Genomic DNA, 20,296 nt, shown 5'->3' with positions numbered 1-20,296 from the left:
GTGATCCGCATCCCGGCACGCATGGTGCGGCAGGTCTGACGACAGAAACATGTCGCAGCTCCATCGGGCCTGCGGCTCGACCGAGTCCGAAGCACACGCGGCTGCGTGCGCCCTTGACGGTAATGCCCCGCCAGCGGGATGGTCGCAAGGACGTGCAACCGACTGGACACAGGAGATCACCACGGCGCTACGGTGCATCGCGAAGGACGACAAGTCCGGGGTCAACGGCTCACCTACGATCTTCGTCGATGAGGCAACCGCTGATTTCGTCATCCAGGGGTGGCGGATTGATGAGGACACCGAGGCCGAGTGCCGCGCGGCCGGTCCGATCCCCGACCACGAAACCGTAGTTCGGATTCCGGCACGCATGGTCAAGGCGATGCGAGAGGCATGCGATGTCGCAGAGCGTGGAGAGCTTCGCTGAGCTCCTGAAGGAGACTCAGCGCTCCGCCGTACATCTGGAGATGCGGGACTCCTACGGTGTCACGGGCGAATTGGAGGACTTCGACAGGTGGACGGCCACCGGCGAGGCCAACACGGACCCCAGCGCAGACTACTGGTCCCTTTGGGTCGAGATCGTCTCGGAGGCCGTCGCTCGTGGCGTGGTCATGCGCCGGGCCCGGATCGTCTCGGAGCCGGTATCCGACTACATCCGGTTCGAGCACACGGGCACTGCGGTCATCGTGGGGGCCGGTGAGCAGGTCCGCTGGCTTCCCCGTCGCCTGGCATCGAACATTGCCCTACCAGGAAACGACTTCTGGTTGTTCGACGGCCGACTCGCGCGGTTCAACATCTTCGACGGCAGCGGCCGGTGGACCGATGTCGATTTCACCGAGGACCCGGCCACGGTGACGCTCTGTTCCTCGGCGTTCGAGGCCGTGTGGGAACGCGGTATCCCGCACGAGAAATTCAGCGTCTGAGCGCCTCTCCAACTTCGAGCACCGGACTGAACAACTCATGCCGAACTCCCCCTCGTCCAGCGTCGTCGCCGCGCGCAAGGCCATCGCGGCACGCCTCTCGGACATCCGAAAGGACGCGGGGCTGACCGGGCGTGAGCTGTCTGCCCGGTGCGGGTGGCACCCCGCCAAGACCTCCCGGCTCCAGGATGCCCAGGCCGTCCCCTCGGACGCGGACATCCGAGCGTGGTGCACCGCCTGCGGTGCACAGGACCAGGCGGCGGACCTTATCGCAGCGGCCCGCGCGGTCGATCTGATGTACCGGGAATGGCGGAAGGTCCACGGCACCGGACTATCCGCAACTCCCTTGAGGCCGGATTCCGGCCGTCCCTACGGTGCTGGTCATGGCGGATTCAGTGAGCCCCTCCACGCTCGCGCTGCCGGTGGACGACGCCCTTCTCGCCCGCCTGCACGGCGAAGCCTGCATCACCTGCGGCACCATCGAGGCTCCCCTGACCGCTGCCGGCCACATCTACACCGGCGACCAGAATGGCGGCCGGTACGGCTGGCCCGTGGTCGCCTGTCCCGTACACCTGGGGGTTCCCGTGCCACTGACCCACCCCGATTCCGTCAGGCCACCGCTGACGCCGTCCCAGGACTTCCGGGTCGGTGTCGCACGCCACGACCTCGAACGCGCCCGGCAGGTCGACCTGTCCGGCGTGGCGCCCGCCGAACTGCTGCTCCTGGTCTCCGCGTTGACCGGCACCGTCGAGGACCTACTCCGGCTCGTCGGTGACCTGGCGGAGGTGACCGAGTGACCGCCGACACGACCCCGCGTCCGGTCCGCATGTGCGACTTCTGTCAGCTGCCGGCCGACGGGATCACTGTCCGCCAGCGTCCCGGCGACCCCACGTGCAAGCGTGTCGCGATCAACCACGAGGACTGCTTCCGCGAGTACGTGGTGAGCTTGCCGATCATCCTGGTCGAACTACCGTGAGCGGCGAACTGCACCCCGACGACGAAGCGTTCCTCGACTCGCTCAAGTGGGAGTCGGGGCGGATGCGCCGGTACTGCGACCGATGCGAGAAGCAGGCCGCGACGATCGCGGTCGGCCACGTCGAGGCTGCGTCCGGCCCCGGCTACGAGCTGCGGTACTGCCGGGCGTGCGTCGCCCCATTCCTGCAGCGTGCTCGCGCCGCGTCGAAGAGGCCCCGATCGTTTCGGCCCTCGGTGCCGGACCTGGTGTACGTCTGAACCCTCGATCTGCCGTCCGGTCGCTGGCCACCATCACGGGCCCGGACGGTGCTTGACGGGCCGTCGCGGCGGCGCTGCTGGTGCCGCTCGCCCTCGGGCTGGGGATGAGGAGTGAACGCGCCATAGGTCGAGAGCGACGTTCCCGACTGCCCGGAGTGCTCCCGAACCACAGTTCGAGTCCGTCAGCGCGGCGGCGTGCCGTGACCCCAAGGTCGGCAACTGTCCGGAGGTGGCGACCAACGTGTCCGGCGTTGTCGCGTTCCGGGACAGCGAGCGGCCCGGTACGGTCGTCACGATGACCCCGGAGGCGTCGGCGGTGCACGTGGCCGCCGTCAAGGCCGGAGAGTAGGACCTGACCGTGTAAGGAGTGATCCGGTGGAGCCGTGCCCGGCGTGCGGGACGGACAGCCCCGAGGACCCTGAGAACGCGTTGCCCTGGTGCCCGCGCTGCGCCCGCCATCTCATGGACCGCATGACAGCTGATCTGGGCACCCGCACCACCGGAAGGACCCACTGACGTGGCTCAGCAAACCACTGACCAGCAATCGGCACTCAAGCCCGCCATGGAGTCGATGACCCTGCTGGTCGCAGCCGTTATCGTCCATGACCTCGAAACACGGCGCGTCGTCCTCCTCCAGCGAGGCCCATGGGCGAAGTTCGCCCATGGGATGTGGGACCTGCCGGTCGGCAAGAGTGAACCAGGAGAGCCGATCACCGAGACCGCCGTTCGCGAACTCAAGGAGGAGACGGGGCTGGTCGTTGCCGCCGGTGATCTCCGTCTCGCCCACGTGATCCACGGTGCGCGTGGCGTCGAAGCCCCGAACGGCTTTCTGACGGTTGTCTTCGCGGCAAACCGCTGGAGCGGCACCCTTGTCAACGGCGAGCCCGAGAAGCACGCTCAAGTGGCCTGGCAACCGGTCGAGGCGATCCCCACGGACTTCGTGCCGACGACCGAGAGCGCACTCCGCAGATACCTGAACGGAGGACCGGAAGTTTCACTCGACTCGTGGGCGCAATGACGAGCCACCTCACCGTCTTGCCTGCCGGGATGCGCCGCGCCTGGGGGCTTGCGGAGGTACGCTCCATGACGACCAGCCTGTGGGGGAGGGAATGGCATCCCCGCAGGTCAGACCCGAGCTGTGGGGGTGTCCTACCTCATGTGCCGCAGTATCAAGACGCTTCGTCCACCCGCCATGCCCGAGGTCGAGGACGCCGACATCAGGGCCGCCGCCCTGCAGTACGTGCGCAAGGTGTCCGGCTTCCACTCCCCCGCCGCGCACAACCGCGAGGCCTTCGACGCGGCCGTCGAGGCGGTGGCCGTGGCGACCAGCGAGTTGCTGGACGCCCTGGTGGTGCGCGGGCAATAGCGCGAGGAACGGGGCGTCGTCCGGTCGGGATAAACGGCTACCAGGCCGTGCCCGGGCCGGTATAGGGTGTCGATCACTGTCGGTCCGCCAGGGCGGTCCGACCACGGAACTCTCCGAGTCGCGGAGACCGGCCGAGGAGGTGGGACCCATCAACGCTGTCGTTGCTGTCCGGGTGCTCTCCTCCCCCAGCCCCACGGTCGACCGGTAGGTCCACCGCGAGAGCGCCCTTCGGTGTCCCGAGAGGCTCTCATGTCACTGCCGATTTCTCCCCTCCAGCACTCCGCCCTGATCACCAGGCTCCGTACCGCCGGCTGCGTCTTCGCCGAGGACGAGGCGGACCTCCTGGTCGGTACCGCGACCACCCCGGACCACCTCGACACCATGGTCGACCGCCGGGTCGACGGACTCCCGCTGGAACACGTGCTCGGCTGGGCCGAGTTCTGCGGTCTGCGGGTGACCGTGGACACCGGCGTCTTCGTGCCGCGCCGGCGCACCGAGTTCCTGGTCCGCCGGGCGGTCGCACAGGCCCCCGCGCAGGCGGTCGTGGTCGACCTCTGCTGCGGCACCGGCGCGCTGGGGGCGGCGCTCGCCGCCTCGCTGGCGGACGCCGGGCGGCCGGTCGCCGAACTGCACGCCGCCGACATCGACCCGGCAGAGGTCGAGTGCGCCCGGCGCAACCTGGCCGGCACCGGCGCCCTGGTGTACCGGGGCGACCTGTTCGCCCCCTTGCCCGAAGGGCTGCTCGGCCGGGTGGACGTGCTGCTGTCCAACGCGCCCTACGTCCCCACCGACGACGTGGACCTGCTGCCGCACGAGGCCCGGATCCATGAGGCCCGGGTGGCCCTCGACGGCGGCTCGGACGGGCTGGACGTCCTGCGCCGGGTCGCCGCCGAGGCACCGCGCTGGCTGGCGCCCGGCGGCCGCCTGCTCTTCGAGGTCAGCGAACGCCAGGCGCCGGAGGCGCTTGCCATGGTCACCCGCAACGGCATGACCGCCGAGCTCGCCGAGGACGACGAGCTCTACGCCACCGTCGTCATCGGCACGCGCGCCTGAGCCGCGTCAGGACCGCAAGCCTGAGCCGGGTCAGCTCTGCAGGGTCGACGCGACCAGGGCCCTGGCCTCCTCCTGCACCAGAGCGAGGTGCTCGGGGCCCTGGAAGCTCTCGGCGTAGATCTTGTAGACGTCCTCGGTGCCCGACGGCCGGGCCGCGAACCAGGCGCTGTCGGTGCAGACCTTCAGCCCGCCCACGGCGGCGCCGTTGCCCGGGGCGTGGGTCAGCACCGCGGTGATCGGCTCCCCGGCCAGCTCGGCCGCGCCGACCCGCTCGGCCGACAGCGCCGCCAGCGCCGCCTTCTGCTCCCTGGTCGCCGGGGCGTCGACGCGGGCGTAGGCGGGGGCGCCGAAGCGCTCGGTCAGCGTCGCGTAGTGCTCGGACGGGGTGCGGCCGGTCACCGCGACGATCTCGGAGGCCAGCAGCGCCAGCAGGATCCCGTCCTTGTCGGTGGTCCACACCCCGCCGTCGCGGCGCAGGAACGAGGCCCCGGCGGACTCCTCTCCGCCGAAGGCCACCTGACCCGACTCCAGCCCGTCGACGAACCACTTGAACCCGACCGGCACCTCGACCAGCCGTCGGCCCAGGTCGGCGGCGACCCTGTCGATCATGGACGAGGACACCAGCGTCTTGCCCACTCCGGCGCCCGCGGGCCAGCCGGTCCGGTGCGTGAACAGGTAGGAGATGGCGACGGCCAGGTAGTGGTTGGGGTTCATCAGTCCGGCGTCGGGGGTGACGATGCCGTGCCGGTCCGCGTCGGCGTCGTTGCCGGTCGCGATCCGGTACTCCGAACGCCGTTCGATCAGCGAGGCCATGGCGTAGGGCGAGGAGCAGTCCATCCGGATCTTCCCGTCCCAGTCCAGCGTCATGAAACGCCAGGTGGGGTCGGTCTCCGGGTTGACCACGGTCAGATCGAGCCGGTACTGCTCGGCGATCCGGCCCCAGTACGCGACCGAGGCGCCGCCCAGCGGGTCCGCGCCGATGCGCACGCCCGCGGCGCGGACCGCGTCCAGGTCCAGCACCTGCGGGAGGTCGGCGACATAGCTGCCGAGGAAGTCGTACCGCCCGGTGGTTCCGGCGGCCAGGGCCCGGGCGTAGGGGATCCGGCGGACCTCGGCCGAGCCCTTCTCGATGATGGCGTTGGCGCGGTCCTGGATCCAGGAGGTGGCCTCCGAGCCCGCCGGGCCGCCGTGCGGGGGGTTGTACTTGAAGCCGCCGTCGGACGGCGGGTTGTGCGAGGGCGTCACCACGATGCCGTCGGCGAGTGCCGCCCCGGCCGAAGTCCGGCCCCGGTTGTGGGTGATGACGGCGTGGGAGACCGCCGGAGTGGGCGTCCAGCCGTCCTGGCTGTCGATCAGGACGGTGACGCCGTTGCCGGCCAGCACCTCCAGCGCGGTCGCCCGGGCCGGCTCGGACAGCGCGTGGGTGTCGATGCCCAGGAACAGCGGCCCGGTGGTCCCCCGCATGGCCCGGTACTCGCAGATGGCCTGCGTGGTCGCGGCGATGTGGGCCTCGTTGAACGCCGAGGCGAAGGACGAGCCGCGGTGTCCCGAGGTGCCGAAGGCGACCCGCTGCGCGGGGTCGGCGGGATCGGGGGTCAGCGTGTAATAGGCCGTCACCAGACGGGCCACATCCACCAGATCGCTCGGCTGCGCCGGTTGCCCGGCCCGGTCGTGCACCATGATCGCTCCTCGGGATTCTCTCCAGTAGGAGGCCCCGCCTGCGGGCGGACGGGCAACCACGTCGGGGCGCGAGGCTCAGCTCGCCGCTGTCGCGGTTGATCACGTGCCGCACGTGCCTGCGGAGCCTCGAAGCCGTCGATCCACTCTCTCACGTATCACGGCGCGGCTCACGGCTCGAAGCGGTAGCCCATGCCGGGTTCGGTGAGCAGGTGCCGGGGGTGGGCCGGGTCGCGTTCCAGCTTGCGCCGGATGCCGGCCAGGTAGACCCGCAGGTAGTTGGTCTTGCGCTCGTGGCCGGGTCCCCAGACGCTGAGCAGGATGTGACGGCCGGTGACCAGCCGTCCCGGGTGCTGGATCAGCACGGTCAGGATCCGCCACTCGGTCGGCGTCAGCCGCACCGCGGGCTCCCCCGCGCCGATCCGGCGGACCGTGCAGCTGGTCAGGTCGACCAGGTGGTCGCCGATCACGGCGCTGCCGGCGATCGGCTCCTCGGTGGCCGGGCGGCGCAGCACCGCCCGCAGCCGGGCCAGCAGTTCGCTCATCGAGAAGGGCTTGGTGACGTAGTCGTCCGCGCCGGCGTCCAGCGCGGCGATCTTGTCGGCGGCGTCGGAGCGGCCGGAGAGCACGATCACCGGGGCGGTGCTCCACACCCGTAGCGCCCGGATCACGTCGACGCCGTCGATCCCCGGCAGGCCGAGGTCGAGGATGACCGCGTCGGGCGGGGTGCGCGCGGCGTCGTCCAGGGCGCGGGTGCCGTCCGGCGCGGTGGCGACGGTGTACTGGCGGGCCTGGAGGTTGATCTGCAGGGCGCGGAGCATCTGCGGCTCGTCGTCCACGATCAGGACTCGGGTCACGTGAGGGCTTCTTCGTCCGGGTGCGGATGGGGCGGATCGGTAGGGGGCAGGGCGGTAGCGGGATCGGTGTGGGGCGGGGCGGTGGTGTCGGCGGGCAGGGTGAGCACCATGGTCAGGCCGCCGCCGGGGGTGTCCTCGGGGGTGAGCGCACCGCCCATCGCCTCGGCCAGACCACGGGACAGCGCCAGGCCCAGGCCCACGCCGTTGGAGTTGTCGGTGTCGCCGAGCCGCTGGAACGGCAGGAAGATCCGCTCCCAGTCCGACTCGGGCAGCCCCGGGCCGTGGTCGACCACCCGGACCTCGACACGGTCGGCCAGCGCACTCGCGGTGACCAGCACCGGCGTGCCGTCGGCGTGCCGCAGCGCGTTGACGACCAGGTTGGCGACCACCCGTTCCAGCAGCGGCCCGTCCGCGAGCACCGCCGGGACCCGGTGGAGCCCTCTCACCTCGACCGGCGGACGGTCGTCGGCCAGCGAGTCCAGCGCCCCGGCGACGACCTCCTCCAGCGGAGTGGGCTGCAGGTCCATCGGCAGCGCGCCGACCTGCAGCCGGCTCATGTCCAGCAGGTTGTCCACCAGTCGGCTGAGCTTGCCCAGCGAGCTCTCGGCGCCGGCCAGCAGTTCCTGCTGGTCCTCCGCCGAGAACTGCACGTCCTGGCTGCGCAGCGAGCTGACCGAGGCCATCGCGACGGCCAGCGGGGTGCGCAGGTCGTGGCTGACGGCGGCCAGCAGCGCGGTGCGGATCCGGTCGGCGGCCTTGACCGGCTCCACCTCGGCGGCCACCTGGGCCAGGTGGGCCCGGTCGAGGGCGGCGGCGACGTAGGCGGTGAAGGCGGTGAGCACCCTGCGGTCCGCGGCGGGCAGCGGGCGTCCGCGCAGCACCAGCACGGCGCCCTCGCCAACCGGCACCTCCTCGACCCGCAGACCCTCGCCCCGCCGCGCTTCGTCCCGCAGACCTTCGTCCCGCCGTCCGTCACCCCGCAGCGCCCCGTCGTCCGAGTCGGCCTCGCCCTCGACGCTGACCTCGGTCCCGTTCAGCCGCAGGCTGACCGACTGCATGCCGAAGGTCTCCCGCAGCCGCGCGAGCAGCGCGTCGATCGCGCTCTGCCCGCCGAGTACGCTGCCGGCCAGCGCGGAGAGCGTCTCGGCCTCGGCGGTCGCCCTCGCGGCCCGGCGCGAGAGCCGGTCGGCCCGGTCGACGACCACCGCGACCACCACCGCGACGGTCGCGAACACCGCCAGCGCCAGCAGGTTGTTGGGGTCGCCGATGGTGAACGTGTGGATCGGCGGTATGAAGTAGTAGTTCAGCAGCAGCGAGGCAACCACCGAGGCCAGCAGCGCCGAGGGGACGCCGCCGAGCAGCGCCACGCCCACCATCGCGAACAGGTAGAGCAGGATGTCGCTGGGCAGGTTGACCGCGTCCCTGGTCCGGGTGAGCAGCAGCGTCAGCAGCAGCGGGACGACGACACCGGCCACCGGTCCGGCCAGCCGTCGCCCCATGGAGCCCGGCCGGGCCGGCAGCGGCAGCCGGCGGCCCCGGCCGGACTGCTCGTGGGTCACCATGTGCACGTCTATGTCGCCGGACAGCGCGACGGTGGTCTCGCCGATCCCGCGTCCGGTCAGCGCCCGCCGCACCGGGCCGCGCCGGCTGGTGCCGAGCACCAGCTGGGTGGCGTTCTCGGCGCGGGCGAAGTCGAGCAGGGCGCGCGGTACGGAGTCGCCGACCACCGAGTGGTAGCTGCCGCCCAGGCTCTCCACCAGCCGGCGCTGGGCCGCGAGTGCGGCCGGGTCGGCGTCGGCCAGGCCGTCGCTGCGGGCCACGTGCAGCGCCAGCAGCTGTCCGCCGCCGGCTCTGGCCGCGATCCGGGCGGCGCGGCGGATCAGGGTCTCGCCCTCGCTGCCGCCGGTGAGCGCGACCACGACCCGCTCGCGGGTCTCCCAGACGCCGCCTATGCCGTGCTGGGCCCGGTAGAGCTGCAGTCCCTCGTCGACCCGTCCGGCCAGCCAGAACAGCGCCAGCTCGCGCAGCGCGGTGAGGTTGCCGACCCGGAAGTAGTGCGAGAGCGCGGCGTCGACCTTCTCTGCGGTGTAGATGTTGCCGTGGGCCATCCGGCGGCGCAGGCCGTAGGGCGACATGTCGACCAGCTCGACGTCGTCGGCGCGGCGGACCACCTCGTCCGGGACCGTCTCCCGCTGCGGCACCCCGGTGATCTTCTCGACCACGTCGTTGAGCGACTCCAGGTGCTGGATGTTGACCGTGGTGATCACGTCGATCCCGGCGTCCAGCAGGTCCTGGATGTCCTGCCAGCGCTTCTCGTTGCGGCCGCCGGGGACGTTGGTGTGCGGGAGTTCGTCGACCAGAGCCACCTGCGGGCGGCGGGCGAGCACCGCGTCGAGGTCGAGTTCGGCGAACTCGGCGCCCCGGTAGGTGCGGCGGATCCGGGGCAGGACCTCCAGCCCGTCCAGCTTGCGCTCGGTGACCCGGCGCCGGTGGCACTCCACGTACGCCACCACCACGTCGGTCCCGCGTTCGGCCCTGCGCTTGGCCTCGTCGAGCATCCGGTAGGTCTTGCCGACCCCGGGCGCCGCGCCGAGGAAGACCTTCAGCCTGCCCCGCTTCCCCCCGGCGTGCGGGTACGGCGACCGCGGGTTCGGCGTCGCAGCCTCGTCCTGCCGAACCACGGGCACCCCCTCCTCGTCGCAGCCCGCCACGGCGAAGCCGTCAGGCCAGGGCGCTCAGAAGAAAGGAAACCTCATGTCGATCATCATCCGGCGAATGCTTGACGCCTCCCTTGCGCCCGCCCGCCGATCCTTGACGGTTCCTTAACGCCCTGCCGTGGTTTCGGGCAGCGCCGGCGGATCGCCGGGTTCCGGGCCGCCTGCCGGCGGGATCCGGGCCGCCCACCGGCTCAGGGGCGGAGCAACGGCAGTTCCGGCAGCGGGAGTTCCAGCCCCTCCGGGCTGTCGCCGGGCAGCCGCAGCGCCTCGGCCACCTCGGCCGGGAAGGGCCTGGCCCCGAGCAGCCCGGCGACCAGCCCGGCCGTCGCGGCGTGCCAGCTGCCGGCGTGGCGCAGCATCGCGTGGTCACTGTGGGCGACCAGCATCCGGCAGACGGCGGCGCCGCCCTCGCGGGCCCGGCGGGCGCAGTCGAGCGACTCGGCCGGGGAGGTGACCCGGTCGTGCGGGGCGTGCAGCACCAGCACCTGCCGCCCGGCGAGCTGGGCGACGGGTTCGCCGCTCGGGCACCACGGCGCCAGCAGCACCACACCGCGTACCGCCGGATGCTCGGCGGCCCGCAGCGCGGCCCGCCCGCCCATGGAGTGGCCCACCAGGACCACCCGCTCGGACCCGGCCGCCTCCGCCGCCTCGACCGCGCGCAGCGCGTCCGCCGCGGCGTCGGCCCGCTCGCCGTTCCAGCCCTTGTGCCGGTAGCGGACCACCGAGACGCCGGCCGCGCCGCCCGGCAGCGCCGCGCCGATGGCCCGCGCGAAGGGCCGCATCCGCAGCGAGGGCAGGTCCCAGGCCCTGGGACGCGCCGTGCCGCTCACTCCCCCGCCGGGCAGCAGGAGTACGGCGGCGGTCCCCGGGTGCTGATCGGTCATGCCGGATTGTAAACAAGCGCTGCGTAAACAAGCGCCGCGTAAACAAGCGCCGCGTCAACAACCACAGCCTGAACAGCCGCCGCGCCGGTGGAGATCGCCGGCAACTGGGTAGGAGCAGCTGCACACAACGATCACCACACAACGATCACCGAACGATCAGCGAGCGGTCGTTCGCGCGCGAAAGAGGAGTCCCGTGGCCCGTCCCAAGGTCGCCGACCAGTTCGTCCAGGTCCTGCTGCAGGCAGGCGTGCAACGCATCTACGGCGTGGTCGGGGACAGTCTCAACCCCCTGGTCGACGCCATCCGCCGGACCGACGGCATCGAGTGGGTGCATGTCCGCAACGAGGAGGGCGCCGCCTTCGCCGCCGCCGCCGAGGCACAGATCACCGGGCGGCTCGCGGTCTGCGCGGGCTCCTGCGGGCCCGGCAACACACACCTGGTGCAGGGTCTCTACGACGCCCGCCGCAGCGGGGCCCCGGTGCTTGCCATCGCCTCGCACATCCCGTCCGCCCAGATCGGCACCGGCTTCTTCCAGGAGACGCACCCCGAGGCGTTGTTCGCCGAGGCCGCCGACTACTGCGAGCTGATCTCGCAGCCGGAGCAGATGCCGCGGATCGCCAGGATCGCGGTGCAGCACGCCGTCGGCACGCCGGGGGTCTCGGTGCTGGTCCTGCCCGGCGACGTCGCCGACCGTCCCGCCGCCCATCCGACCGGCAACTCGGCGCCGGCCGCGACGCTGGCTCCGGTGCACCCCGACCCGGACACGATCCAGGCCCTGGCCGACGCGATCAACGCGGCCGACAAGGTCGCGCTGTTCTGCGGAGCCGGCACCCGCGACGCCCACGCCGAGGTGATGCACCTGGCCGAGGCGGTGAACGCGCCGGTGGGCCACACCCTGCGCGGCAAGGAGTGGATCCAGTACGACAATCCCTACGACGTCGGCATGGTCGGTCTGCTCGGCTACGGCGCCTGCTACGACGCGCTGCACGAGGCCGACCTGCTGCTGATGCTCGGCGCCGACTTCCCGTACGACGCCTTCCTGCCGCAGCGCAACACCATCCAGGTCGACCGCGACGCCCGCCGGCTGGGCCGGCGCACCACGCTGGACCTGGCGGTGCACGGCGACGTGGCGGCCACCCTGCGGGCGGTGCGGCCGCTGGTGCGGCCGAAGTCCTCGCGCCGCTTCCTGGACGACATGCTGCGCAAGCACGAGCGCGCGCTCACCCGGGCCGTCGGCGCCTACACCCACGACGTCGAGGACCACACCCCGATCCATCCCGAGTACGCCGCCGCGGTGCTGGACGAACTCGCGGACGAGGACGCCGTGTTCACCGTCGACACCGGCATGAACAACGTCTGGGCCGCCCGCTATCTCACCCCCAACGGCCGCCGCCGGGTGATCGGCTCCTTCGCCCACGGCTCGATGGCCAACGCCCTTCCGCACGCCGTCGGCGCCGCCTTCCCGGACCGCGCCCGGCAGATCGTGTCGATGTCCGGCGACGGCGGGCTGAGCATGCTGCTCGGCGAGCTGGTGACCGTGCGTCAGCACGACCTCAACGTCACGGTGGTGGTCTTCAACAACTCCTCGCTGGGCATGGTCCGGCTGGAGATGCTGGTGGACGGCCTGCCGTCGTTCGGCACCGACCACGCGCCGGTGGACTACGCCGCGATCGCCCGGGGCATCGGCATCCCCGCGGCGCGGGTGGAGGATCCGAGGGAGGTGCGGGACGCCCTGGCCAAGAGCCTCTCCACGCCGGGGCCGACCCTGGTCGAGCTGATCACCGACCCCAACGCGCTGTCGGTGCCCTCCCACATCGAGCTGGGCCAGCTCAGGGGCTTCGCCCTGGCCGCGGGCCGTACCGTGCTGGACGGCGGGGTCGGCTCGATGCTCGCCCTGGCCCGGGCCAACCTCCGCAACATCCCCCGCCCCTGACGCCCAGCCGTCGCTCCGTCCGGCGGGCCACCGGTGGCCTGAGTCGAGGGCCCGTCCGGCCGGACCGGCCCTCGGCTCAGGCGCCGCCGGACTCTTCGTCCCAGTCCGGGTGGCGGGTGATCCACGCCTTGAGGAACGGGCAGGAGGGGATGACCTCAAGGCCGCGCCGCAGCGCGTCGTCCAGGACCGCGCGGGCCAGCTTCCCGCCGATGCCCAGCCCCTCGTAGGCGGGACCGACCACGGTGTGCTGGTAGTCGACGACCTTGTCGTCCCGCACATAGGACACGAAGCCGACCAGCTCACCGTCCATCTTTGCCTCGAAGCGATGCGCCCCGGGGACGTCACTGATCGTCACTTCGGGCTCCGTGGTCATGCGGACCCTTCCTCTCGCTGATCCAAGGTCACCGCTCCATACTGGCCCAGCTCGGCCCCTGCCGCACCACGGCCCCCGCCCGGCACGGGCCGGTGACGGCGCTGACCAGGGGGTACGGCGGAAAGAAGTCTTCACTTCAGATGTAACAGTCGTTAGAATCAGGGCGTGACGAATTCGACGATCCACATCCGGACCCCGCGATGAGCGCCTGGGTCCTGTTCGGCACGGTGTTCCTGGCCTGCATGGTCGAGGCCGTCGAGGCCCTGACGATCATCCTCGCGGCGGGCACCGGCCGGCACTGGGGCTCGGCCGTCCAGGGCACGCTGGCCTCCGTCGTCGCGCTGGCCGCGACCGTCGCGGCGCTCGGTCCCGCTGTGGACCGGGTGCCGCTGGGCACCCTGCGGCTGGTCGTCGGCACGCTGCTGCTGATCTTCGGGCTGCAGTGGCTGCGCAAGGCGGTGCTGCGCGCCGCCGGCCTGAAGGCCCTGCACGACGAGGACGCCGCCTACGCCAAGGAGCTCGCCGCCGCCCGGGCCGCCGCCACCGGAGGCCGCTGGGCGGTCCGGGACTGGTACGCCTTCACCCTCTCCTTCAAGGGCGTCTTCCTCGAAGGGCTCGAAGTCGTCTTCATCGTGCTGACCTTCGGCGCCAGCCAGCACGACCTGCCGATGGCCGTGCTCGGCGCCACGGCGGCCGTGCTCGCCGTCGCCGGGCTGGGGCTCGCGGTGCGGGCGCCGCTGGCGCGGGTGCCGGAGAACACCATGAAGTTCGCTGTCGGCACCATGCTCACCTCGTTCGGGGTGTTCTGGTCCGCCGAGGGCGCCGGCGTGCACTGGCCCGGTTCGGACGCCGCGCTGCTGGTGCTGGTCCCCGCCGTGGCCGTGCTCGGGCTCGGCTGCGTTCCGCTGCTGCGTACCGCCCCCCGCGAGGAGTTGGCCCGATGAAGCACCTGCGTTCCTTCGCCCGGTTCTGGTACGACTTCGTCGTCGGCGACGACTGGCGGGTGGCCGCCGGCGTGGTGGTCGCCCTTGCCGCCACCTGGGCGCTGGTGCACCTCGGCGTCAACGCCTGGTGGCTGCCGCCGCTCGCCGTGATCGCTCTGCTGGGGCTCTCCCTGCGCCGCGCCCGGCGGTAACGGACCCGTCGGCCCAGACCGCCGGACCTGACCGCCGGCGCTGCCCGGCCCGGGGCCGACGGGACGTCACTGGCCTTCGCCCTCCTCGGCGTAGACCCGCGCGGCGTACCCGTCCAGCGCCTCGGCGCAGCGCTGCAGCGCTGCCGTGGTCGCCGCCGATCCGGACGCGCCCAGCACGTCCCGGGCCTGGATCTTGGCGAACCAGTTGCGCAGCTTCACCAGGTCCTCGTCGTTCTCCTCCAACTCGGCGTAGGTGAAGTGCTCGGCCCGGTACTCCTTCTCGATCTCGCCGAGGAAGTCCTGGCAGCGGTCGATGATCTCCTCGTACTCGTCGTCCCGTGCCGCGTTGAAGGCCTGCGCGATCTCCGCGCCGCCGGCCAGCACCTGGGACTCCATCAGCTGCGCCGTGCCGCCCATCTCGGTGATCTCGTTGCGCAGCATCCGGAACGCGCGTTCGGCGCCGCTGCTCCACGGCAGGGCCGCGACCGAGTTCTGCAGGTAGATCGCCCCGAGGCCCTTGATCTTCCGCCAGACCCCGGCCCGCAGCCGGGTCGGCTCGGCCGGCACTTTGTAGACCAGCACCAGCCAGCGCAGTTCCGTCGTCGTTCCGGCAGTCGTCACGCCGGCAGCTGTCACGCCGACAGCCGGCGTTGCGGCAGTCTCCGACACCCTTGCCCCTCGTCCGCTCGTTCCCTGAGCACGAACGCTAAGCCCTACGGCGCGTCGGCGCCGAACCGGGCCCGCGCGGCCTTCAGATACGGGCCCTCGCGCAGTACGCCGGGCAGCAGCACCAGGCCGGTGCGCCAGCTGCGGGCGGCGACCGTGGCCGCCAGTTCGGCGCCGGGCGGCACCGGCAGCCCGTACATCCGGCGCGCCCAGGGCGGCAGCAGGCCGGCGGCGGTGCAGGTCACGGCGGCCCAGGTGGGCCGGGCCGGGGTCAGCAGCGCCACCCAGCCGGGCAGCGGCGGCATCAGCGCGAACCGCGCCGCGTCCCGGGCGGCCGGGGTCAGCTGCAGCGCGGGCCGGACCTCGTCGAAGTACCCGGCGAGCTCCGACACCGTCCCCGGAACCGGCAGCGATTCGGGCACGCCGAGCAGCCGGGGCAGCAGCTGCTGCTCCGTCAGATAGCGGTCGGCGTCGGCCGCGCTGATCCGCAGCCCGGCCCGGCGGGTGACGCCCAGAAAGGAGTCCACCTCGCAGCAGTGCACCCAGCGCAGCAGCTCGGGGTCGTCGGCCCGGTAGCCGAGCCCGGTGTGCGGGTCGGTGCCCCGCACCACCACGTGCACCGCCCGGACCCGGTCGAGCGCGGCCTGTGCCTCCTCGGTGGTGCCGTAGGTGACCGCGCCGAGGTACTCGGCGGTGCGGACCAGCCGACCCCAGGGGTCCTGGCGGAAGGAGGAGTGCTCGGCCACCCCGGCCATCGCCAGCGGGTGCAGTGCCTGCAGCAGCAGCGCACGCACCCCGGCCAGCAGCATCGTGGGATCGGCGTGCACCCGCCAGGTCACCGACTCCGGCCCGAACAGCCCGGGGTCCACCGTCCCGTCGACCGACGACTTGCCCGTCGAGGACTTGTCCGTCGAACCCGTCGAAGGCTTGCGTGTCGAAGGCCCTGCCACCACGGCGCCTCCCTCCCCCGTCACCGGCCTTCATGCTACGCCGGGGGTCTGCCGACGGGGGCGGGTCCGGAGCGACTGCCCGGCCGGGTCCGGGGCCCGTCCTCGATGAGCAGCCGCCAGGCCGACAGCGGCTAACGGCTGCTGCCGGCCTGGCGGCCGGGCCTTACTTCAGGTGCCGGCCGAAGAACCGGTCCCCGTCCTCCTTCTCGAACCACGGGGTGCCGGTATGCCCGCCCAGATTGGCGTGCATCGTCTTCTCCTTGGTGCCGAAGGCGTCGAACAGGTCCAGGGCCCGCTGCCGGGGGTTCCCTTCGTCGTCCCACTGCAGCAGGAACAGCAGTGGAATGGTGACCTGCCGGGCCTCCTCGCGCTGGGCGAGGGGCACGTAACCCCCGGCGAAGAAGCCGGCGGCCGCGATGCGCGGCTCGGCCACCGCCAGCCGAATGCCGAGGGCGGTCCAGCCCGAGTACCCGACCGGGCCGCCGATCTCGGGCAGCGAGAGCAGGGCGTCCAGGGTGGTCCGCCATTCCGGGACCGCGTTGTCGACCAGCGGGCCGATGAAGGACTCGAAGATCTCATCGACCGGCTCGCCGGCCTGCATCGCCCGACGCAGGTCGGCGCGGGCCTGCACGGCGGCGGCGGAACGGGGCCGGTCACCGCACCCCAGGGCGTCGATGGAGGCCACGGCGTAGCCGTGCGCGGCGGAGTGCCGGGCCCGGGCCACCAGCCGGGGTTCCCCCTTGGGCAGGCCGTTGTTGTGGGCCATCAGGATCAGCGGGACCGGTACGGCGGACTCAGGCGTCCACAGGGTGCCGGGGATCTCGCCGAGGGTGAATTCGCGCTCGACGACGCCGTCGTCGAGGCGCTGCTCAGAAGTGAATCGCATGGTCGTGCCTTTCGGGAGTGCTCTGAATGGCGCTCCCGGACGATCTATCGTCCGACCGTGACCACGGAGGGGAGCACCCATGTCGATACTGCGTTCACGGGTACCACCTCCTCCTTCTCTCGCACGGCCTCCGGCAGAGTAGCAGCGGTCGGCGTGGTCCGCGAACAGGTTTTTTGCGGAGGCTGATCGTTTGTCAGTGCCGCCCGCTACGTTTCTGCCCAGTCCAGGAACACAGCAGTTCGGGAACACGGCGGGAGGGGGCTGTCATGGCACGGCTGGCAGCGGGTGTCGAGGTCGGCCAGGTCCGTCAGGAGGCGCTGGGCTTCCCGGCCTGGGCACTGGTCCACGACCCAGCCAACGGTCACCACGCGCTGGCCGTGGTCACGGAGATCGAGCGGCTCACCCGCCTGTCGACGTCGAAGCCGGGCAGCGCCAGGGAGGGCTTCGACGAGCTGGCCACCCGCCTCGGGGGCACGGTGCCGCACTTCCTGCCCACCTACTGCGAGCAGGTCGGGCGGATCTTCCTGGAGCAGGGCAACCGGACCCACGCCGCGTCCTACTTCGGCAAGGCCCGCGACGCCGAACGCACCTTCGGCCTGGAGATCGACGAGGAGCGGCTGCGGGCGGTGTTCCTGGAGTTCGCCCTGGGCGGCGCACTCACCGTCAAGGCCCTGCGCCAGTACGTCAGGGGCCTCGGCACCCGGCTCGACCCGCTGACCGCGTGGCAGCAGTTCCGCCGGCTCTGCGCGGAGCGCTCCGCGGCGGGGATGGCCCCGTACGCGGAGTGTGCCGGGGACGCCCGCGCGCTGATCAGGGCCGCCGGCCTGGACCAGCGCGAGCAGACCCGGGTGCTGCTCGGCGAGCTGCTGTTCTCGCCGGCCATCGGCCGCGCGCCCGCCACGGTCTGGACGTCCTGGCGGGCCCGCTGATCGAGCTCGCCCGCCGCGACGGGCGGGCGCGGGCCCGGCTGCTGGAGATCCTGCCGACTCCGCCCGGCCCCGCCGACCACGGTGCCACCGACGAGGCTGCCTGGCTGGAGATCCTCCGCGACTCCGGCGCGGATCTGCTGCTGACGGACCCGGGGGCCACCGGCGCGGAACCGGCCGCCCGATGGCTGCGGCGATGAGCCGACCACCTCGCTCGCGGCCGGCCCACCCGCCCCAGCTGCGGGGCGACACTGGAGCTGGCCGCCCGGATGGTGGAGCGGCTGCGCGCCGAGGGAGTTCCGGTGGAGCTGACCCGGATCCACCCGACCGCGCTCAACCTGCTCGATCTGCTGCTCGCCGAGGGGGTGCCGGTCGCGGACCCGCCGCCCTCCCTGACCGTCGACCTCGGCGCCTGGCTGGCGAACGGCGACCCGGGCCGCCGGGACCTGGCGGCCGTCGCGGCGGATCCGCGCTTCCGGGGCACCCTGCGGGACGCCATCCCCCCGGTCTGGGGCCCGGGTGACGACGACCGGCTCGGGGCGCTCGTCGCGCGCCACCCGGTGCTGCAGGCACTGGTCGCGGAATGGGCGGACGAGCAGGCGGACCGGCTGCTGTCCGCACGCGGACTGGCCGGCGCGTACAGCCTGCTGCTCTCCCTCGGTCCGGTGCGCCGCGCGGTCATGGGCGCCAACCCGGCCGCCGCCGCCCGGATCGCCGGACTGGACGTCGCCGCCCTGCTCGGCCGCACCCTCCGCGCGGGCATCCTGGACGAGCTCGGCTGGACCGCCCTGGAGGAGGGTCTGCGCCGTCTCGGGTACGACGACTCCGCGGTCGGCGCCGTCCCCGGCCGCACCGGCAAGAACGACCTGCAGGTCGAGGACGCCTGGCCCGCGCTGATCCTGATCCGCCGGAAGCGGGCGGTGGTGGTCGGCCCCCACGGCGTTCTCCTCGAACACGATCTGCGCGTGCCCAGCACCACCCACCACTGGCAGCGGCCCCGGCTGCGCTTCGTCGACGGCGAACTGCTGGTCGCCTGGAACGAGGGGCGCGCGCAGCGTGCCTACTGGTCCAGCGACTTCCTCTCCAAGGAGCTGCTCGCGCGGTTCGGGCTGAAGGCCGCCGCGGCCAGGACCGCCCGTACCTGGGTGCGCGCGATCGACCAGGCCGATCGTGACGCCGTCCTCGCCGCCCTGCTGCCCGCGGACCCGGCCGGGCTCTGGGACGGCCGCCTGGCGGTCGACGCCGCCGCGGAGCGCTGGATCCAGCGGCGCGGCCGGCTGGTGACCCTGCCCGACGAGGTGCGGGCCTCGGTCCACGGCGCGAGCATCGAGGCGATCGAGGAGGTACTCAACCCGGCCACCACCGCGTGGCTGTCCCGCACCACCACCCAGCGGCTGCGCCGGGTGGACCGGGCCGAGGAACTGGTCGCCGAGGCACCGGTCGCCGAGGCACCGGTCGCCGGGGAACTGGTCGCCGACGACAGCGGTGCCCTGCCCGGGGTGCAGAGCCTGGCCGGGGCCGTGCACGCGCTGCGCTGGCCGGCCCACAACCTGCCCTACGGGGACGCCCTCCGGCCGCTGCTGCCGACGGCGCTGGCGGCGATCCGCAGCCGGCTCGCCGACCCCGGGCTGCTGCTCGACCTCGACGTGCACTCCACCCTGCCGAACAAGTCGCCGGCCGCGGTGCTGCCCGAACACGCCGGGCTGCCGCAGTTCACCGGGATGGCACAGCACACTCGACCCCCCGAGCAGGGCGGCGCGGCCGGCGACGGCCTGGTGAGCTGCGGCGAGGCGCTGGTGCTGGCGCCGGGTCAGGTCGGCGAGGCCGCCTACCTGCGGCCGTCCGCGCTCACCGGCGCGCAGGACCCGTCGCTCGACCTGCTCGGCGGCCTGGTGGCCGGCTTCCACGCGAGGCCGACGGTGGCCGCCGTGCGCGCGCTGCTCAGCGACGACCTGGCCCGGCTGGTGGCCGACGGTTCGTCGGCCGACGAGCCGCCCGGCTGGGCGCAGAACCCGCAGCGCAGCGTCCCGGCCCTGGTCGCCGAGGTGTCCAGGGCGTGCGGGCTCGGCGAGGACGCGGCCGCGCTCTACCTCCAGCTGCTCGCCCTCCCCGACCCGACCGACCGCAACAGCGCGCGCTGGACCGGCTGGACACCGGCCCGGCTGAAGCGGGCCCGGGCCGAACTGGCGGCCACCGACCTGGTCCTGGAGGCCAGGCGGGCCAGGGCCGGTCGGGGCCTCTTCCTGCCCGGCGGCTGGCAGGAGACCAGGTCGCCCGGACTGCCGGTGGAGAACTGGAAGGCCGGCCTGTACGAGCTCCCGGCCGCCGGCGCGATCCTGCCGCACCGCGCGGCGCCGGTCCTGTTCGCCGACGCCTGGGCGCGGCTCACCGCGGGCGACCGGCCCGGCGACGAGGAGCTCACCACCAACACCCGCAGGAGAGACCACCGATGAGCGGGGCGACGAAGCGACGGCGCGGCGACTCCGGGCGGGTGCGCGCCTCACCCGATCGGCGCACCGTGGCCGAGAGCACTGCTCGCAACCTGGAGCACCCGGCGTGACCCGCTGTGACCTGCACCGTCGAACCGGAACCGGCGGCGCCGGCAGAGCTGTGGGGGCACCGCCGCCGGGCGGTTGGCGATGCGGGCCCGGACAGCTCCGGTTTTGCTGTGCCGAAGGCCACGACGGCACGGCACGACAGGACCGACCGCAGGACAGGACCGA

Annotated in this window: 21 protein-coding genes and 1 pseudogene; 14 read left to right on the top strand and 8 right to left on the bottom strand. The window is 72.7% G+C overall.

Annotation, left to right across the window (positions count from 1 at the left end; all coding sequences use genetic code 11):
• The first annotated feature begins 49 nt into the window (after positions 1-49).
• From ABH925_RS00445 to ABH925_RS00405, 9 genes and pseudogenes are all read left to right on the top strand, one after another.
• A complete protein-coding gene (locus ABH925_RS00445) occupies positions 50-424 on the top strand; it encodes a hypothetical protein (protein ID WP_370144457.1) in 375 nt (124 codons plus the stop codon).
• Positions 396-920 (top strand): DUF6879 family protein, encoded by a 525-nt coding sequence (locus ABH925_RS00440; RefSeq protein ID WP_370144455.1) that lies wholly within the window; start codon positions 396-398, stop codon positions 918-920. Before ABH925_RS00445 ends, ABH925_RS00440 begins: the two co-directional genes overlap by 29 nt.
• 37 nt (positions 921-957) lie before the next feature.
• A pseudogene (locus ABH925_RS00435) lies at positions 958-1,251 on the top strand (helix-turn-helix domain-containing protein); the annotation flags it as partial.
• Positions 1,252-1,300: 49 nt separating this feature from the next.
• Positions 1,301-1,714 carry a hypothetical protein gene (locus ABH925_RS00430; RefSeq protein WP_370144942.1) on the top strand — a complete coding sequence of 138 codons (414 nt, stop codon included), beginning with the start codon at positions 1,301-1,303 and terminating at the stop codon, positions 1,712-1,714.
• On the top strand, positions 1,711-1,893 hold the full coding sequence (locus tag ABH925_RS00425) for a hypothetical protein (protein WP_370144453.1): 183 nt from the start codon (positions 1,711-1,713) through the stop codon (positions 1,891-1,893). Before ABH925_RS00430 ends, ABH925_RS00425 begins: the two co-directional genes overlap by 4 nt.
• Positions 1,890-2,150, top strand: coding sequence for a hypothetical protein (locus ABH925_RS00420; RefSeq protein ID WP_370144451.1), 261 nt, complete (start codon positions 1,890-1,892; stop codon positions 2,148-2,150). Before ABH925_RS00425 ends, ABH925_RS00420 begins: the two co-directional genes overlap by 4 nt.
• Before the next feature lie 517 nt (positions 2,151-2,667).
• A complete protein-coding gene (locus ABH925_RS00415; protein ID WP_370144449.1) occupies positions 2,668-3,168 on the top strand; it encodes an NUDIX domain-containing protein in 501 nt (166 codons plus the stop codon).
• A 138-nt stretch (positions 3,169-3,306) separates the two neighbouring features.
• Positions 3,307-3,516 (top strand): DUF2277 domain-containing protein, encoded by a 210-nt coding sequence (locus tag ABH925_RS00410; protein WP_370144447.1) that lies wholly within the window; start codon positions 3,307-3,309, stop codon positions 3,514-3,516.
• A 249-nt stretch (positions 3,517-3,765) separates the two neighbouring features.
• The gene (locus ABH925_RS00405) at positions 3,766-4,569 is read left to right on the top strand and encodes a putative protein N(5)-glutamine methyltransferase (protein ID WP_370144445.1); all 804 of its coding nucleotides are present in this window, start codon (positions 3,766-3,768) and stop codon (positions 4,567-4,569) included.
• A 30-nt stretch (positions 4,570-4,599) separates the two neighbouring features.
• Here the strand turns inward: ABH925_RS00405 and pgm are convergent, their stop codons facing one another.
• From pgm to ABH925_RS00385, 4 genes are all read right to left on the bottom strand, one after another.
• On the bottom strand, positions 4,600-6,249 hold the full coding sequence (pgm, locus tag ABH925_RS00400) for a phosphoglucomutase (alpha-D-glucose-1,6-bisphosphate-dependent) (protein ID WP_370144443.1): 1,650 nt from the start codon (positions 6,247-6,249) through the stop codon (positions 4,600-4,602).
• A 167-nt stretch (positions 6,250-6,416) separates the two neighbouring features.
• The gene (locus tag ABH925_RS00395) at positions 6,417-7,103 is read right to left on the bottom strand and encodes a response regulator (RefSeq protein ID WP_370144441.1); all 687 of its coding nucleotides are present in this window, start codon (positions 7,101-7,103) and stop codon (positions 6,417-6,419) included.
• Positions 7,100-9,709, bottom strand: coding sequence for a DUF4118 domain-containing protein (locus ABH925_RS00390; RefSeq protein ID WP_370144920.1), 2,610 nt, complete (start codon positions 9,707-9,709; stop codon positions 7,100-7,102). The genes ABH925_RS00395 and ABH925_RS00390 overlap by 4 nt, the downstream gene beginning before the upstream one ends.
• Before the next feature lie 302 nt (positions 9,710-10,011).
• A complete protein-coding gene (locus ABH925_RS00385; RefSeq protein WP_370144439.1) occupies positions 10,012-10,704 on the bottom strand; it encodes an alpha/beta hydrolase in 693 nt (230 codons plus the stop codon).
• A gap of 193 nt (positions 10,705-10,897) precedes the next feature.
• On the opposite strand from ABH925_RS00385, the gene ABH925_RS00380 reads away from it, so the two are divergent.
• Positions 10,898-12,637 (top strand): pyruvate dehydrogenase, encoded by a 1,740-nt coding sequence (locus tag ABH925_RS00380; RefSeq protein ID WP_370144437.1) that lies wholly within the window; start codon positions 10,898-10,900, stop codon positions 12,635-12,637.
• Positions 12,638-12,713: 76 nt separating this feature from the next.
• Here the strand turns inward: ABH925_RS00380 and ABH925_RS00375 are convergent, their stop codons facing one another.
• Complete coding sequence (locus tag ABH925_RS00375) at positions 12,714-13,010, bottom strand: GNAT family N-acetyltransferase (RefSeq protein ID WP_370144435.1); 297 nt, start codon at positions 13,008-13,010, stop codon at positions 12,714-12,716.
• A 200-nt stretch (positions 13,011-13,210) separates the two neighbouring features.
• Between ABH925_RS00375 and ABH925_RS00370 the strand changes: the two genes are divergently transcribed.
• A complete protein-coding gene (locus ABH925_RS00370) occupies positions 13,211-13,954 on the top strand; it encodes a COG4280 domain-containing protein (protein WP_370144433.1) in 744 nt (247 codons plus the stop codon).
• Positions 13,951-14,145: a hypothetical protein gene (locus ABH925_RS00365; protein ID WP_370144431.1), complete on the top strand. Its 195-nt coding sequence runs from the start codon at positions 13,951-13,953 to the stop codon at positions 14,143-14,145. Before ABH925_RS00370 ends, ABH925_RS00365 begins: the two co-directional genes overlap by 4 nt.
• 66 nt (positions 14,146-14,211) lie before the next feature.
• On the opposite strand, the gene ABH925_RS00360 is transcribed toward ABH925_RS00365, so the two are convergent.
• The 3 genes from ABH925_RS00360 to ABH925_RS00350 form a co-directional block, all read right to left on the bottom strand.
• On the bottom strand, positions 14,212-14,766 hold the full coding sequence (locus ABH925_RS00360; protein WP_370144429.1) for a Chromate resistance protein ChrB: 555 nt from the start codon (positions 14,764-14,766) through the stop codon (positions 14,212-14,214).
• A gap of 92 nt (positions 14,767-14,858) precedes the next feature.
• On the bottom strand, positions 14,859-15,764 hold the full coding sequence (locus tag ABH925_RS00355) for an oxygenase MpaB family protein (protein WP_370144427.1): 906 nt from the start codon (positions 15,762-15,764) through the stop codon (positions 14,859-14,861).
• Between the two features lie 160 nt (positions 15,765-15,924).
• Entirely contained in the window at positions 15,925-16,647 is a 723-nt protein-coding gene (locus ABH925_RS00350; protein ID WP_370144425.1) for a dienelactone hydrolase family protein, read from the bottom strand.
• A gap of 266 nt (positions 16,648-16,913) precedes the next feature.
• On the opposite strand from ABH925_RS00350, the gene ABH925_RS00345 reads away from it, so the two are divergent.
• Together ABH925_RS00345 and ABH925_RS00340 are read left to right on the top strand one after the other, a co-directional pair.
• Positions 16,914-17,576: a hypothetical protein gene (locus tag ABH925_RS00345; protein WP_370144423.1), complete on the top strand. Its 663-nt coding sequence runs from the start codon at positions 16,914-16,916 to the stop codon at positions 17,574-17,576.
• Positions 17,577-17,842: 266 nt separating this feature from the next.
• Positions 17,843-20,026 carry a hypothetical protein gene (locus ABH925_RS00340; protein ID WP_370144421.1) on the top strand — a complete coding sequence of 728 codons (2,184 nt, stop codon included), beginning with the start codon at positions 17,843-17,845 and terminating at the stop codon, positions 20,024-20,026.
• The last annotated feature ends 270 nt before the right edge of the window (positions 20,027-20,296 follow it).

This window comes from Streptacidiphilus sp. EB129, assembly GCF_041262645.1.
In the GTDB taxonomy this organism is placed as follows: domain Bacteria; phylum Actinomycetota; class Actinomycetes; order Streptomycetales; family Streptomycetaceae; genus Streptacidiphilus.
The sequence above is the reverse complement of the archived record's forward strand: the minus strand, read 5'-3'. Positions and strand labels throughout refer to the sequence as shown.